This is a genomic window from Streptomyces sp. MAI_2237, assembly GCF_054189285.1.
In genome coordinates this window covers 1,389,698-1,404,129 of the sequence record NZ_JAJPGQ010000005.1, presented here as the reverse complement: position 1 = coordinate 1,404,129, position 14,432 = coordinate 1,389,698, and the positions used below count along the sequence as shown (strand labels likewise).

General features: G+C 73.6%; 14 protein-coding genes. 8 read left to right on the top strand and 6 right to left on the bottom strand.

Annotated elements, in window-relative coordinates:
• The first annotated feature begins 138 nt into the window (after nucleotides 1-138).
• From LN251_RS34720 to LN251_RS34710, 3 genes are all read left to right on the top strand, one after another.
• Entirely contained in the window at nucleotides 139-879 is a 741-nt protein-coding gene (locus LN251_RS34720; RefSeq protein ID WP_458248105.1) for an ABC transporter ATP-binding protein, read from the top strand.
• On the top strand, nucleotides 879-3,443 hold the full coding sequence (locus LN251_RS34715) for an FtsX-like permease family protein (protein WP_458248104.1): 2,565 nt from the start codon (nucleotides 879-881) through the stop codon (nucleotides 3,441-3,443). Before LN251_RS34720 ends, LN251_RS34715 begins: the two co-directional genes overlap by 1 nt.
• Before the next feature lie 116 nt (nucleotides 3,444-3,559).
• Nucleotides 3,560-4,231: a thiaminase II/PqqC family protein gene (locus LN251_RS34710; protein ID WP_458248103.1), complete on the top strand. Its 672-nt coding sequence runs from the start codon at nucleotides 3,560-3,562 to the stop codon at nucleotides 4,229-4,231.
• Nucleotides 4,232-4,300: 69 nt separating this feature from the next.
• Here the strand turns inward: LN251_RS34710 and LN251_RS34705 are convergent, their stop codons facing one another.
• The 5 genes from LN251_RS34705 to LN251_RS34685 all read right to left on the bottom strand — a co-directional run bounded on the left by LN251_RS34705 (nucleotide 4,301) and on the right by LN251_RS34685 (nucleotide 9,063).
• Nucleotides 4,301-4,537 carry a DUF6213 family protein gene (locus LN251_RS34705; RefSeq protein WP_058926770.1) on the bottom strand — a complete coding sequence of 79 codons (237 nt, stop codon included), beginning with the start codon at nucleotides 4,535-4,537 and terminating at the stop codon, nucleotides 4,301-4,303.
• 25 nt (nucleotides 4,538-4,562) lie between these two features.
• Nucleotides 4,563-5,948, bottom strand: a complete 1,386-nt coding sequence (locus LN251_RS34700) for an NADP-dependent succinic semialdehyde dehydrogenase (protein ID WP_458248102.1) — start codon at nucleotides 5,946-5,948, stop codon at nucleotides 4,563-4,565.
• Nucleotides 5,949-6,021: 73 nt separating this feature from the next.
• Complete coding sequence (locus tag LN251_RS34695; protein ID WP_458248101.1) at nucleotides 6,022-6,507, bottom strand: NUDIX domain-containing protein; 486 nt, start codon at nucleotides 6,505-6,507, stop codon at nucleotides 6,022-6,024.
• A complete protein-coding gene (locus LN251_RS34690) occupies nucleotides 6,504-8,042 on the bottom strand; it encodes an ATP-dependent DNA ligase (RefSeq protein ID WP_458248100.1) in 1,539 nt (512 codons plus the stop codon). The genes LN251_RS34695 and LN251_RS34690 overlap by 4 nt, the downstream gene beginning before the upstream one ends.
• Nucleotides 8,043-8,145: 103 nt before the next feature.
• Entirely contained in the window at nucleotides 8,146-9,063 is a 918-nt protein-coding gene (locus LN251_RS34685; protein ID WP_458248099.1) for an NAD(P)/FAD-dependent oxidoreductase, read from the bottom strand.
• A gap of 79 nt (nucleotides 9,064-9,142) precedes the next feature.
• Here LN251_RS34685 and LN251_RS34680 point away from each other — a divergent pair, with 79 nt between their 5' ends.
• Complete coding sequence (locus LN251_RS34680; protein WP_458248098.1) at nucleotides 9,143-9,721, top strand: helix-turn-helix domain-containing protein; 579 nt, start codon at nucleotides 9,143-9,145, stop codon at nucleotides 9,719-9,721.
• A gap of 58 nt (nucleotides 9,722-9,779) precedes the next feature.
• On the opposite strand, the gene LN251_RS34675 is transcribed toward LN251_RS34680, so the two are convergent.
• Nucleotides 9,780-10,121, bottom strand: a complete 342-nt coding sequence (locus LN251_RS34675; RefSeq protein WP_458248097.1) for a helix-turn-helix transcriptional regulator — start codon at nucleotides 10,119-10,121, stop codon at nucleotides 9,780-9,782.
• A 132-nt stretch (nucleotides 10,122-10,253) separates the two neighbouring features.
• On the opposite strand from LN251_RS34675, the gene LN251_RS34670 reads away from it, so the two are divergent.
• The 4 genes from LN251_RS34670 to LN251_RS34655 all read left to right on the top strand — a co-directional run bounded on the left by LN251_RS34670 (nucleotide 10,254) and on the right by LN251_RS34655 (nucleotide 14,343).
• Nucleotides 10,254-10,997 carry an ANTAR domain-containing protein gene (locus LN251_RS34670; protein ID WP_458248096.1) on the top strand — a complete coding sequence of 248 codons (744 nt, stop codon included), beginning with the start codon at nucleotides 10,254-10,256 and terminating at the stop codon, nucleotides 10,995-10,997.
• Between the two features lie 117 nt (nucleotides 10,998-11,114).
• The gene (locus tag LN251_RS34665) at nucleotides 11,115-12,092 is read left to right on the top strand and encodes an NADPH:quinone oxidoreductase family protein (protein WP_458248095.1); all 978 of its coding nucleotides are present in this window, start codon (nucleotides 11,115-11,117) and stop codon (nucleotides 12,090-12,092) included.
• A complete protein-coding gene (locus LN251_RS34660) occupies nucleotides 12,089-13,273 on the top strand; it encodes an acyl-CoA dehydrogenase family protein (RefSeq protein WP_458248094.1) in 1,185 nt (394 codons plus the stop codon). Before LN251_RS34665 ends, LN251_RS34660 begins: the two co-directional genes overlap by 4 nt.
• Nucleotides 13,270-14,343: an acyl-CoA dehydrogenase family protein gene (locus LN251_RS34655; protein ID WP_458248093.1), complete on the top strand. Its 1,074-nt coding sequence runs from the start codon at nucleotides 13,270-13,272 to the stop codon at nucleotides 14,341-14,343. Before LN251_RS34660 ends, LN251_RS34655 begins: the two co-directional genes overlap by 4 nt.
• Nucleotides 14,344-14,432 lie beyond the last annotated feature (89 nt).

Here is a 14,432-nt window from a genome sequence, read left to right as displayed (position 1 = left end):
CTCCTCCGTGAGGAGGAGACGCCCACCCGCCTCGCCCACCAGGCCGAGACACCGGTTCGACTGCGTGGCCGAGGCCGAGTCCCGTCGCCCGGGATGCACTTGAGACATCACTGACGGACAGTCGCAAGGGGAGTCACGGTGCGCGCAAGCCGGTACGCGGTCCACCTCACGGACGTGACCAAGCGGTACGGGGAGGGCCCGGACGCCGTCCTCGCCCTCGACGAGGTCAGCGCGGGCATCGAACCCGGCACCTTCACGGCGGTGATGGGCCCCTCGGGCTCCGGGAAGAGCACCTTCCTGCACTGCGCGGCCGGCTTGGACCGGCCCACGACGGGCGAGGTGCGCCTCGGCGACCAGGACCTGTCGGCGCTGAAGGAGGGGCGGCTGACGGAACTGCGGCGCACCCGGATCGGGTTCGTCTTCCAGGCCTTCAACCTGCTGCCCTCGCTGACCGTCGAGCAGAACATCCTGCTGCCGCTGCGCCTGGCCGGGCGGCAGCCCGAACCGGACCGGCTGCGCCACATCGTCGGCGCCGTCGGCCTCGGCGGGCGGCTGACCCGCTACCCCGCGCAGCTCTCCGGCGGCCAGCAGCAGCGCGTCGCCATCGCCCGTGCCCTGGTCACCCGGCCCGAGGTGATCTTCGCCGACGAGCCCACCGGCGCCCTCGACCCCGAGACCGCCCGCGACATCCTGCTCCTGCTGCGCCAGGCCGTCACCGACCTGCACCAGACGGTCGTGATGGTCACCCACGACCCGGTCGCCGCCGCCCACACCGACCAGGTCCTCTTCCTCGGCGCCGGACGCGTCGTCGACGGCATGGTCACCCCGAGCGCGGACCGCGTCGCCGAGGTCATGACCGGCCTGCGGAGGGCGGCGTGATGCTCGGACTCGCTCTGCGCACCCTGAAATCCCGTGCGGCCGGGTTCGCCGGCACCTTCGTCGCGCTGCTGCTGGGCGCCGCCGTGCTCAGCGCCTGCGGCATCCTCCTGGAGTCCGGCATCCGGGCGGGCTCCCCGCCCGAGCGGTACGCGGCGGCCGACGTCCTCGTCACCGGCCGGCAGGAGGTCGAGCTCACCCTGAAGGACGTGGACGGCTCGACGCTGAAGCAGTCCCAGCCGCTGCCCGAGCGCGTACCGCTGCGGGCGTCCCTGGCGGAGCGGATCCGGAAGGTGCCCGGCGTCCGCGCGGTGACCGAGGACGACGGCGCGACCGTACGCCTGGCCACGGCGGCGGGCCGGTCCGTGCCGGGCCGGCACGGCAGCGCACCCCAGGCCCACAACTGGTCGGGCCTGGCCCTCGGCGACTTCCGGCTCACCCGCGGCCACGCGCCCCGCACGGCGGGCGAGGCGGTCCTGGACACCGAACTCGCCGGCCGGGCCGGCATCCGCCCCGGCGACACCGTGAGGCTGATGACCGCCTCCGTGCCCCGCGTGTACACCGTGAGCGGACTCGTCGCCCTCGACGGCGGCCGGGCGCCCCGCCAGTCGGTGCTGTTCCTGAGCGGCCCGGGCCTGCGCCAACTCGGCCCCGCGGCCTACGCGTTCGGCGTCCGCGCCACTCCCGGTACCTCACCCGGCCGCCTCGCCGACGCCCTTCGCTCCGCGCTCGGCGACGACCGGCTCGCCGTGCACACCGGGGAGGGGCGCGGCCGGGCGGAGTTCCTCGACGTCGCCGTCAGCGGATCCGACCTCACGGTCCTGGCCGGCGCCGTCGGCGGGAACGTCCTGCTCATCGCCGTCTTCGTCCTGTACGCCACCAGCGCCCTGTCCGTCCGCCACCGCCGCCGCGAGATCGCCATGCTGCGCGCCATCGGCACCACCCCCGGCCAGTTGAGGCGGATGCTGGCCGCGGAGGCGGCCGTCACCGGGCTCGTCGCGGGGCTGCTGGGCTGCCCGCTCGGCCTGCTCCTGGTGCACTGGCTGCGCGACCGGTTCGCCGGACACGGCATCGTGCCGCCCGACTTCGCGCTCGCCCTCAGCCCGCTGCCGTTCCTGGCCGCGGTCCTGGTGACCGTGCTGACCGCGCTGGCCGCCGTCCTGATCGCCGCCCTGCGCGCCGGGCGCATCCGGCCGACCGAGGCGCTGGGGGAGGCGGCCGTGGAGCCCGCCGGCCTCGGCCGCGGACGCCGGATCACCGGCGGGGTGCTGCTGGCCCTCTCCGCGGGCGTCTTCGTCACCGGCCTGGTGCAGCACGCAGACTTCCTCACCCTGGTCGGCCTCGCCAACTCCCTCGTCCTCCTCCTGGTGATCGCCGGCGCCGTCCTCGGGCCGCTCCTCGCCCGGACGGCCGTACGCCTGCTGTCCCCGCTGCTGGAGCGGACCGGCGTCACCGGCCACCTCGCGGCGGCCAACTCCCGTGCCAACGCCGGACGCCTGGCGGGCGCGATCACCCCGCTGATCCTCGCCGTGTCCTTCGCCTCGACCGTCGTCTTCACCCAGACCACCGCCCTGCGGGAGTCCGCCGACCAGATCCGCTCCGGCCTTCTCGCCGACCACGTGCTCACCGCGCCGGCCGGGGTGTCACCCGACCTCGCGGCGAAAGCGCGGGGACTGGGCCAGGTGGCGGCAGCCACCGGACTGGTGAAGTCCAAGGTCGTGGCCGCGGGCGAACTCATGGGTGCACAGGAGGCCGTGTCGCTGAGCGCGCAGGGCGTGGACCCGCGCGCCCTCACCGCCACCCTCGACCTGCGCACCAGCGAGGGCGACCTGGCCTCCCTCGCGCCCGGCACGGTCGCGCTCAGCACCACCGCGGCCTCCTGGCTCGGCCTCGGCGTCGGCGACACCGCACGCCTCCACCTCGGCGACGGCACACCGTTCCGGGGCCGGGTGATCGCCGTCTACGGCCGGGGCCTCGGCTTCGCCGACGTCACCCTCGACCACGCCCTCCTGCTCGCCCACACCACCCGCAAGGCCGACACCTCGGTCCTCGTCCGCGCCGCGCCCCGGGTGCACGGCCTCTCCCACGCCCTGGCCGGGCTCACCGCGGCCTACCCCGGCACGACGGTACGAAGCGGCCTCACCGCCGACGACCAGCTGGCGGAACAGCGCGCGAACGCCTGGGTCAACTACCTCGTCGTCGGCGTCATCATCGCCTACACCGCGATCACCGTCGTCAACTCCCTCGCGATGACGACCGCCGCGCGCCGCCGCGAGTTCGCGCTGCTCAGGCTGTCCGGCACCGCCCGCCGTCAGGTCGCCGGCATGATGCGCAGGGAGAGCGCCGTCGTCGTCCTGGCCGGCGTGGGCACCGGCACGCTGCTGTCCGTCTTCCCGCTCCTCCTGGTCGCCCTCGCGCTGGGCGGAACGCCGTGGCCCGCCGTGCCCCCGCTCGGCTACGCGGTGATCGCCGGCGCCCTCGCGGCCCTGGCCACCGTGGGCGTGATGGTGCCGACACGGCTGCTGCTGCGGATCCGCCCGGTCGAGGCGATCGGCGTCCGCGAGTGAAAGCGCTCCTCGACCACGCGGCCGACAGGGCGATGTTCCCGCGGCGGGCTGCTTCCGCCCCCGCGATCCGTGCCAAGGTCGGAGCAGGAGCCCCCACCCGATCGACGGAGGACACGATGGCGCCGACGGCCGCGGAACTGCTGGAGAGCACCACCGCACAGCTCGCCCCGGACCCGCACGCCAATCCCCTCGTCCCCCTGATCGCCCGCGGCGAGGCCCCGCGCGACGCGCTCGCCACCCTGGCCCTGGAACAGCAGTGGGTGATCCCCGCGGACCGGGCGGCGTTCCGTCATCTGGCCGAGCGCGCGAACGAGGAGCCGGAGGCGGCGGCGTTCTTCACGATGCTCGCCGAGGGGGAGTCGCTGGCCCAGGAGCGGCTGCGGCCGTTCGCTTCGGCGTGCGGCGTCGACGAGGCCCGCTCCCGCGCCTACGACCCCCTGCCCGGCTGCCAGGCCTACCCGGCCTACGTCGCCTGGCTCGCCCTCAACGCCTCCCCGGCCGACACGGTCCTGGCGATCACCGCCAACTTCTCGGCGTGGGGCGGCTACTGCCGGCGGATCGCCAGGGGCCTGCGGCTCCACTACGGCTTCAAGGACGACGCCTGCGCTTTCTTCGACCTCTTCGCGCAGCCGGCGCCCGAACTGGACCGCACGGCGCGGGCGGCGGTGCAGGCGGGCCTGGACGCGGGAACCCTGAGCGAGGAACGCGCCCACGCCTACGGCCGGCTGCTGCAGAGCTACGAGGCGATGTTCTGGAGCACCCTGTCGACGCTGCCCTCGCTGCCCTGAACCCCCTAGGCCCTGTCGTCAAACTCCCGCCTGCTCGGCGGGCGGACGACGGGAATTTGACGACAGGACCTACGGCGCACCTCCGCTGCTGTGGGCGATGCACGCCACGTCGATCCGGTCGGCGAGCTTGGCCAGCTCGATCGTCAGCGCGGCCACCGTGTCCTCGTCAAGACCCTGCTCACCGGCCTCCACGAGGTGCAGCCACCGACCGCCCACGGTCCGCAACAACTTGCTCACGTCGGCGGCGGCCACCTGAAGGGTCCCGCGGTCGTCGACGATCAGAGGCAGAGTCACTTCGCGGTTCACAACCGGGATGTTAGCCGCGCAACACTCACGCCCCGTGCCAAACCGTCGTGATGTTGCAGAACTCGCGGATTCCGTGCCCGGCCAGCTCACGCCCGTACCCGGACCGCTTGACCCCGCCGAACGGGAACGCCGGGTGGGAGGCGGTCATGCCGTTGAAGAACACGCCGCCGGCCTCGAGGTCTCGGACGAACCGGTCCACCTCCGCCTCGTCCCGGGTCCACACGTTCGAACTGAGCCCGAACGGCGAGTCGTTGGCGATGAGTACGGCCTCGTCCAGGTCCGCCGCCCGGTACAGCGTGGCGACCGGCCCGAACGCCTCCTCGCGGTGGATGCGCATCTCCCGGGTGATCCCGGCGAGCACGGTCGGCGGGTAGTACCAGCCGGGTCCGTCCGGCCGCTGCCCGCCGCACAGCACCTCGGCGCCGCTGCGCCGCGCGTCGTCGACCAGTTCCTCCAGATCGGCCCGCCCCTGCTCGCTGGAGAGCGGCCCGACCTCGGTGTCCTCCTCCAGCGGGTCGCCCACCCTGAGCGCCTTCATGCCCTCGACGAACCGCTCGGCGAACCGGTCGTAGACGTCCGTGTGCACGATGAACCGCTTTGCGGCGATGCACGACTGCCCGTTGTTCTGCACCCGCGCGGTGACCGCGATCCGGGCGGCCCGGTCGATGTCGGCGGAGGGCATGACGACGTACGGGTCGCTGCCGCCCAGCTCCAGCACCGTCTTCTTGATCATCTCGCCGCAGGTGGAGGCCACTGCCCGCCCGGCCGGCTCGCTGCCGGTCAGGGTGGCCGCCTTGACCCGGTCGTCGCGCAGGATGTCGTCGATCGCGCCGGAGCCGACGAGCAGCGTCTGGAAGCAGCCCTCGGTAAAGCCGGCCTGGTGGAAGAGGTCCTCCAGGAACAGGGCCGTCTGGGGAACGTTGGAGGCGTGCTTGAGCAGGCCCACGTTGCCCGCCATCAGCGCGGGCGCGGCGAACCGGACCACCTGCCACAGCGGGAAGTTCCACGGCATCACCGCTAGCACGGGGCCCAGCGGCCGGTAGCGCACCCGTACCCGTGACGCACCCGAGTCCTTGACGTCGGAGTCGGCGGGCTCCTCGTCGGCGAGGAGTTCCTCGGCGTGCTCGGCGTACCAGCGCATCGCCTTGGCGCACTTGGCGGCCTCCGCACGGGCCTGCTTGACCGGCTTGCCCATCTCGGTGGTCATCACCCGGCCGATGTCCTGCTGCATCCCGTCGAGCAGTTCGGCGGCCCGGTTCAGCAGGCGGGCGCGCTCGGCGAACGACGTCGTCCGGTACGTGCGGAACGTCGCCTCCGCGAGCTGGAGCCGGCGCTCGAGCTCCTCCTCGCCCATGGCCTCGTACGTCTTGAGCGTCTCGCCGTTCGCCGGGTTCACCGTCGCGATGGGCATGGCCGACCTCCCTGCGGCTTGGTGTTACGACCTTCCCGCGCGGGGCGGGCGACCGCAACGCGTGTGCGTCTGCTCAGGGCTCCACGGAGCCCCGTCGGGCCGAGTGCTCCGCCAGCCGGTCGAGAAACGCGGCCTGCGCCTTGACGATCACCTCGCGGCCCCGGTCCAGGCCGAACCAGGCCACGCGGTCCAGTTCGGGGAACTCCTGCGTCCGGCCCGACCTCGGCGGCCACTCCATGACGAACGTGCCGGGAGTGATCGACGCCGGGTCCAGGTCGGCCTCGATGGCCCACGCCGTGACGGTCTTGCCGTTGGTCTGGCGCACCTCGCCCAGCTCCACGGCCCGCCCGTCGGGCGGCTCCAGTCCCAGCTCCTCGCGGAACTCCCGGCGGGCCGCCTCCCAGGCGGGCTCGTCGGGTTCGTACTCGCCCTTCGGGATGCTCCACGCGCCGGCGTCACGTTTCGCGAAGAACGGCCCACCCATATGGCCCAGCAACACCTCCAGGCCGTCCTCGGTGTGCCGGTACAACAGCAGGCCCGCGCTGCGCCGTGCGGTCACACCCCCACCTCCGGGTGCGCGGCGAGCAGGGTCTCGACGGTGTCGGCGTCCTCGGGGCGCTTGTCCTCGCGGTAGCGCAGCACGCGGGCGAAGCGGAGGGTGACGCCGGCCGGGTAGCGGGTGGAGCGCTGCAGGCCGTCGTAGGCGATCTCGACGACCAGCTCCGGGCGTACGGTCACCACGTGGCCGCTGCTGTCGACGGCCAGGTCCCGCAGCCGCTCGGTCTGCCACTCCAGCATCGCGTCGGTCATGCCCTTGAAGGTCTTGCCGAGCATCGCGAATCCGCCGTCCGCGGTGCGGGCGCCGAGGTGGAGGTTGGAGAGCTTGCCGGTGCGCCGGCCGTGGCCCCACTCGGCGGCCAGGACGACCAGGTCGAGGGTGTGCACCGGCTTGACCTTCAGCCAGGACGCGCCGCGCCGGCCCGTGCTGTAGACGGCGTCGAGGGCCTTGACCACGACCCCCTCGTGGCCGCGTGCGAGGGTCGCGGCCATGAAGGCCTCGGCCATGGCGGTGTCCTCGGGTCCGGTCACGAGCGCGCGGCGCACCCGCATCGGCTCCGGCACCAGCGACGCCAGTTCGGTGTGCCGCTCGGAGAACGGCAGGTCGAGCAGGTCGCGGTCGCCGACGGACAGGGCGTCGAAGAAGACGGGGGAGACGGGGACGGACTTGGCGGCCGTGGCCACGTCGACCCGCGAGCCGACGCGGCCGGCCGTCTCCTGGAAGGAGCGGGGCCGGCCGTCCTCGCCGAAGGAGATGACCTCGCCGTCCAGTACGAACCGCCGCCCCCGCAGCCGCAGCGCGGCGCCGGTCACCTCGGGGAGGCGGTCGGTGATGTCGTCGAGGGTACGGGTGTAGACCCGTACGGCGTCGCCGTCGCGGTGCACCTGGACGCGGATGCCGTCCAGCTTCTCCTCGACGGCGCAGGCGCCGAGCTTGTCGATCGCCTCGGTCACCGAGGAGGCGGTGTGCGCCAGCATCGGCAGGACCGGACGGCCGACGGTGAGGCGGAAGCGGTCCAGCGCCGTGGGGCCCTCGCTCAGCAGGGCCTCGGCGACGGTCTGCAGGGAGCCCGCCAGCATCACCGCCCGGCGGACGTCACCCGGCGGCGCCCCGGTGGCCTGCGCCAGCCCCTCCACGGCGACGGCGTCCAGGGCTCCCTGCCGCACCTCACCGGTGAGCAGGCCGAACAGGAAGCGCTGTTCCTCCTTGGTGGCGGCGCCCATCAACTCGCCCACCAGCCGTCCGCGTTCGGCCTGCGAGCCGGGGCCCGCGACCTTGCCGAGGCCGGTGAGCAGGGCGTCCACCTCGCGCACGGTCAGGGTGGGTTCGGCGGCGGGGGCGACCGGGCGGCTGAGCACCTTCCAGCCGACGCCGAGCCGCCCCTGGGGCAGCCGTCCCGCCAGATACGGGATCACGATCGGTACGTCGTCCGCCTCGGCGTCGCCGAAGAGTTCGGCGAGCAGGGCGATCTTCCGGGACCGCGCCGAGGTGGCGGCGACCTCCTGGGACACATGGGCCAGGCGGGCAAGGAGCATGCTGCCATGGTGCAACGCGCTCGCCCCGGTGACACCTGGACGACCGGGTCCGGGTGCCGGCCGCGCCCGTGCGGCGGGGCCGTACCCCGACCCGGCGGCCCCGCTACGGCGTCGCGTCCAGGTCGGTCATCAGCAGCTCCCCGTTGATCGTCGCGCCCGCCCGGTAGCCGCCCGCCGCCGCGTTGACGACCTGCTCGGCGAAGCCCATCGCGTTGCCGGCCGCCCAGACACCGGGCACGGTCGTCAGTCCGGTCTCGTCGACCACGGGATACGCGCCGAACGGCGTCTCGCGCAGTTCGGCGCCGAGCCGCTCCAGCAGATCCGTCCGCGGCACCGCCCGGGGTGCGACGAAGACGACCTCGCGGGCGTGCGTCGTGCCGTCCGCCAGCCGGACGCCGGTCAGCCGGTCGCCCTCGACGACCAGCTCCGCGACCTCGCCCGGCACCACCTTCACGCCGGCCGCGGCCAGCCTGCGCAGGTCGTCGTCCGTCAGCTCCCGCTCCTCGACGGTGTGCAGGAACAGCGTCACGTCCTTCGACCACTGCGACACCATCAGCGCCTGGTGCACGCTCATCGGAGTGGTGGCCAGCACGCCGAAGGCCCGGTCGCGCACCTCCCAGCCGTGGCAGTACGGGCAGTGCAGCACATCGCGGCCGAACCGCTCGGCGACCCCGGGGACCGCCGGCGGCTCGTCCTTGAGACCGGTGGCCACCACGAGGCGCCGAGCCCGTACCGTCCGCCCGCTCGCGAGCGAGACGGTGAAGCCGGGTGCGACGTCCACCGCCCGATCCCGGACCAGGTCGACGCCGTACCGGGCGATCTCCTCCCGACCGGCGGCCAGGAACTCGGCGGGCGGCATGCCGTCCCGGGTCAGATAGCCGTGCATGTGGGCCGCGGGCGCGTTGCGCGGCTCGCCGGCGTCGACGACCAGGGTGCGGCGCCGGGCCCGGCCCAGCACCAGCGCGGCGGAGAGCCCCGCCGCTCCGCCGCCGACGACGATCACTTCGTACTGCTCGGTCATGGGTGACCACCTCCACGCCCGACGGTCGCCGCACCGGTGCCGGATTGACAAACGCGTTTGCCGAAACTGCAATGACGTCATGACGGACGACACGGACGGTGTCCTCGCGGAGGTCGGCCCCCGGCTGCGCCGCATCCGCAAGGAGCGAGGGGGCACGCTCGCCGGTCTGGCGACGGCGACCGGCATCTCGGTGAGCACGCTGTCCCGGCTGGAGTCGGGGCTGCGCAGACCCAGTCTGGAGCTGCTGCTGCCGATCGCGCGGGCGCACCAGGTGCCGCTGGACGAGCTGGTGGGCCAGCCGCGGACGGAGGACCCGCGCGTCCACGGCAAGCCGGTCGTCCGTCACGGCCGCACCTTCTGGCCGCTCACCCGGCAGCCCGGCGGACTGCAGGCGTTCAAGGTGCTGGTGCCCCGCAGCACGGAGGAACCCGAGCCGCGCACCCACGAGGGCTACGAGTGGATGTACGTGCTGTCCGGGCGGCTGCGGGTGGTGCTCGGCGAGCACGACGTGGTGCTCGCGGCGGGCGAGGCGGCGGAGTTCGACACCCGGGTGCCGCACTGGTTCGGCTCGACCGGGGAGGGGCCGGTGGAGTTCCTGAGCCTGTTCGGGCCGCAGGGGGAGCGGATGCACGTGCGGGCACGGCCCAAGCGGGCGTGACCCGCCCGGACGGCAACGCCCGCGGGTGACCCGGCCCGCGCCTGATCCGGCCCGCGGATCAGGCCGGGGTGTGCGGCCGGTTGTCGGAGGCGGTCCGGTCGGCCTCGGCGCGCGCCAGCACCGACAGCAGGGACGCCACGGTCAGGCCGGCCTCGGCCGGGTGGCGCAGGACCATGCTCGGCTCGATGCGGTAGGTGTTGGTGCGCCCCTCCCGGACATGGGAGAGGTAGCCGTCCCGTTCCAGGTCGGAAATGATCTTCTGCACGGCCCGCTCCGTGAGCCTGCAGTGCGCGGCGATGTCGCGGATCCTGGCGCTCTGGTTGTCGGCGATCGCGGCCAGCACGCGTGCGTGATTCGTCAGAAACGTCCATCCGGTGTGTGACTCGGGCACTCCGTCCATGACTCCACTCTAGCGAGCGACCATTCACGTATTCAAAAACCGGAACATGATTTCGTGTATTGGTTGACGTGCTTGGGGCACAAGGGGGAATCTGAGGGTGCCATGCAGACGTGTACACGAGGGAGAAGGGCCATGCCGGAATCCGCGGACTCGGCGCAGCCCCTCATCGCCCAGGAGTCCCCGGGACGGTCGCCCGTTGACGTTCCGCGAGCCGCGGTGCCGTGTCTGGCCGCGATCGAGTCCGTCACCGAAGGCGACCGCGCGCTGGTCACCGTGCACGGTGAGCTCGATGCCGGCGGCGCCGGGCTGCGGACCGCGCTCGGTGACGTCCTCGACCGCTCGGCCGCCGGGATCGACCTCGACCTGACCGCGGTCGGCTTCTGCGACTGCGGCGGCCTGAACCTCCTGCTCGACCTGCGGCGGCAGGCCCTCGACCGGGGCAAGACCGTCGGGGTGCGGGCCTGCAGTCCGGCGGTGGCCCGGCTGTTCGAACTGACCGGCACGCGCGAGCTGTTCGCGCCCACCGCCGTCGGCGGACGGGGCGCCGCCCCCGTCGCCGGGGCCCCCGTCCGGCGCGTGGACGCCGATCAGGAGCTGCGCACGGAGGTCGCCCAGCTGCGCCGGGCCATGCAGACCCGGCCCGCCATCGACGTGGCCCGCGGCATCCTGATGGCGAGCTTCGGACTGAGCGCCGACGCCGCCTGGGCCGTCCTCGTCACCGCTTCCCAGAACAGCAACACCAAGCTGCACCAGCTCGCCCAGGACCTGATGGGCGCCGTCGACGGCTCCGCGCTGTCCGCGGAGGTGCGGCAGCGGATGGCGGACGCCGTCGCCGTGGTGCGGGAGCGGCAGGACGGCACCCGGCCGCCGGTGTAGTGGACGAGGTGTGACGTTCCCGGCAGTCCTGTTCCCTCTATGGCAAGCGACCGCTTAGTATGCGGTGGATCCCGGTCGATACCCCGGTCCGACGACGCTGTCCCGTGGAGGCACCGCATGCAGGCATGGCAAGTGCACGAGCTCGGCGAGCCGAGTGAGGTGATGCGGCTCCAGGACGTCCCGGCGCCCACCCCCGGCGACGGCCAGGTGCTGCTGAAGGTGCGGGCCGCCAACATCAACTTCCCGGACGTGCTGATGGCCCGCGGCCACTACCAGGTGCGCCCGCCGCTGCCGTTCACGCCCGGCGTGGAGATCTGCGGCGAGACCGAGGACGGCCGCCGCGTGCTGGCCAACCCCGCGCTGCCGTACGGCGGTTTCGCCGAGTACGCCGTCGCGGACGCCGCCGCCGTACTGCCCGCCCCGGACTCGCTGGACGACGCCGAGGCCGCCGCCCTGCACATCGGCTACCAGACCGGCTGGTTCGGCCTGCACCGCCGCGCCCGTCTGGAAGCCGGCGAGACACTCCTCGTCCACGCCGCCGCCGGAGGGGTCGGCAGCGCGGCCGTGCAGCTCGGCAAGGCGGCCGGGGCGACGGTCATCGGTGTCGTCGGCGGCGCCGAGAAGGCCGCCGTGGCCCGCGAGCTGGGCTGTGACGTGGTCGTCGACCGCAAGAGCGAGGACGTCGTCGCCGCGGTCAAGGAGGCGACCGGCGGCCGGGGCGCCGACGTGATCTACGACCCCGTGGGCGGCGAGGCCTACACCCAGTCCACCAAGGTCGTCGCCTTCGAGGGCCGGATCGTCGTCGTCGGCTTCGCCAGCGGGGGCATCCCCAGCCCGGCGCTCAACCACGCCCTGGTGAAGAACTACTCGATCCTGGGCCTGCACTGGGGTCTGTACAACACCAAGAACCCGAAGCTGGTCCTGCACTGCCACGAGCAGCTCACCGAACTGGCTGCCCGGGGCGCCATCAAGCCGCTGGTGAGCGAGCGCGTGCCGCTCGGTGAGGCGGCCGCCGCCGTGCAGCGCGTCGCCGACGGTGTCACCACCGGCCGGGTCGTCGTCGTCCCGTCCCTCGCGAACGGAGCCGCCGCATGAGCGTCGACGCAGCCGAACTCCGGCGGCGCACCGCCGAGTTGCTGAAGGCGCATCCGCCGGCCACGACCGAACGGCTGGACTTCCTGCGCGCCCGCTTCGACGCGGGACTGTCGTGGGTGCACTACCCGGAGGGCCTCGGCGGCCTCGGCGCCCCGCGGACCCTCCAGGCCGTGGTGGACGCCGCGCTGGAGGCCGCGGGCGCCCCCGACAACGACCCCCGCAGGATCGGCATCGGCCTCGGCATGGCCGCGCCGACCATCCTCAAGTACGGCACCGAGGAGCAGAAGCAGCGCTATCTGCGGCCCCTGTGGACCGGCGAGGAGGTCTGGTGCCAGCTCTTCAGCGAGCCCGGCGCCGGCTCCGACCTGGCCGCGCTCGGCACGCGGGCCGTGCGTGAAGGCGAGGACTGGGTCGTCAACGGGCAGAAGGTGTGGACCTCCAGCGCCCACCTCGCCCGCTGGGCCATCCTCATCGCCCGCACCGACCCGGACGTGCCCAAGCACGCCGGCATCACCTACTTCCTGTGCGACATGACCGACCCCGGCGTCGAGGTCCGCCCGCTGCGGCAGATCACCGGCGAGGCCGAGTTCAACGAGGTCTTCCTCACCGACGTCCGCATCCCCGACTCCCGCCGCCTCGGCGAGGTCGGCGACGGCTGGCGGGTCGCGCAGACCACGCTCAACAACGAGCGCGTCGCGATCGGCGGCATGCGGCTGCCCCGCGAGGGCGGCATGATCGCCCCGGTCGCGAAGACCTGGCGCGAGCGGCCCGAACTGCGCACCCACGACCTGCACCAGCGGCTGCTGAAGCTGTGGGTGGAGTCCGAGGTGGCCCGGCTCACCGCCGAGCGGCTGCGCCAGCAGCTCGTCGCCGGCCAGCCCGGCCCGGAGGGCGCCGGCATGAAGCTCGCCTTCGCCCGCCTCAACCAGGAGATCAGCGGCCTGGAGGTGGAACTGCGCGGCGAAGAGGGCCTGTTGTACGACGACTGGACCATGCGCAGGCCCGAACTGGTGGACTTCACCGGCCGCGACGCCGGCTACCGCTACCTGCGCTCCAAGGGCAACAGCATCGAGGGCGGGACCAGCGAGGTCCTGCTGAACATCGTCGCCGAGCGCGTCCTGGGCCTGCCCGCCGAGCCGCGCACCGACAAGGACGTCGCCTGGAAGGACCTGGCCCGATGACCGACCTGCTGTACTCGGAGGAGGAAGAGGCGCTCCGGGCCGCCGTACGGGACCTGCTCGCCGACCACTGCGACGCGCCCGGCGTCATCGCGCGCACCGAGTCCGACGCCCCGCACGACCTCTCCGCCTGGAAGGCGCTCGCCGACGGCATGGGCCTCGCCGGCCTGCTGGTGCCCGAGGCTCAGGGCGGGCAGGGAGCCGGCCACCGCGAAGTGGCGGTCGTGCTGGAGGAGTTGGGGCGGGCCGTCGCCCCCGTGCCCTACCTCACCAGCGCGGTCGTCGCCACCGAGGCCCTGCTGGAGTGCGGGGACGAGGAACTGCTCGGCCGACTGGCCTCCGGGCGGACCGTGGCGGCCCTCGCGGTCGGGCTGCACCGCGCCCCGGGCACCGCCTTCGCCGTCGCACGGCTGGAGAACGGCACACTGCACGGGGAGCTGACCGGCATCGCGGACGCGGCGGCGGCCGACGTGCTGCTCGTGCCGGCCGAGGACGGCGGCCTGTACGCCGTGCAGGGGTCCGACGCCACCGTCACCCCGCAGGTCTCCCTCGACCTCACCCGGCCGCTGGCCGGCGTCGTCCTCGCCGGCGCCCCCGGCCGCCGCCTCGGGGACGCCGAGCCGGCCGTCCGACGGGCCCTGCGTGCCGGCGCCGGACTGCTCGCCTCCGAACAACTCGGCCTGGCGGAATGGGCGTTGACCGAGACCGTGCGCTATTTGAAGGAGCGCAAGCAGTTCAACCGTCCCGTCGGCGGCTTCCAGGCGCTCAAGCACCGGCTCGCCCAGCTGTGGCTGGAGGTCGTCAACCTCCGTGCCGCCGCCCGCAACGCCGCCGACGCGCTCGCGACCGGCGAGGACGTCGACCTGGCCGTCGCGGTCGCCCAGGCCTACGCGGCGCCCGTCGCCGTGCACGCCGCCGAGGAGGCGCTGCAACTGCACGCCGGCATCGGCATGACCTGGGAGCATCCGATCCACCTGTACCTCAAGCGCGCCAAGGCCGACTCGATCGCCTACGGCACGTCGGGCGCGCACCGCTCCGAGGTGGCCGAACTCGTCGACCTGCAGGCCCCTTGAGCATCCGCCGGTGAAGCCCGCCCCACCTGGGGCGGGCTTCTTCGTGCGGCTCGGCACAAGGAGTGAACGGACGGCGGCGGTCCGGCCAA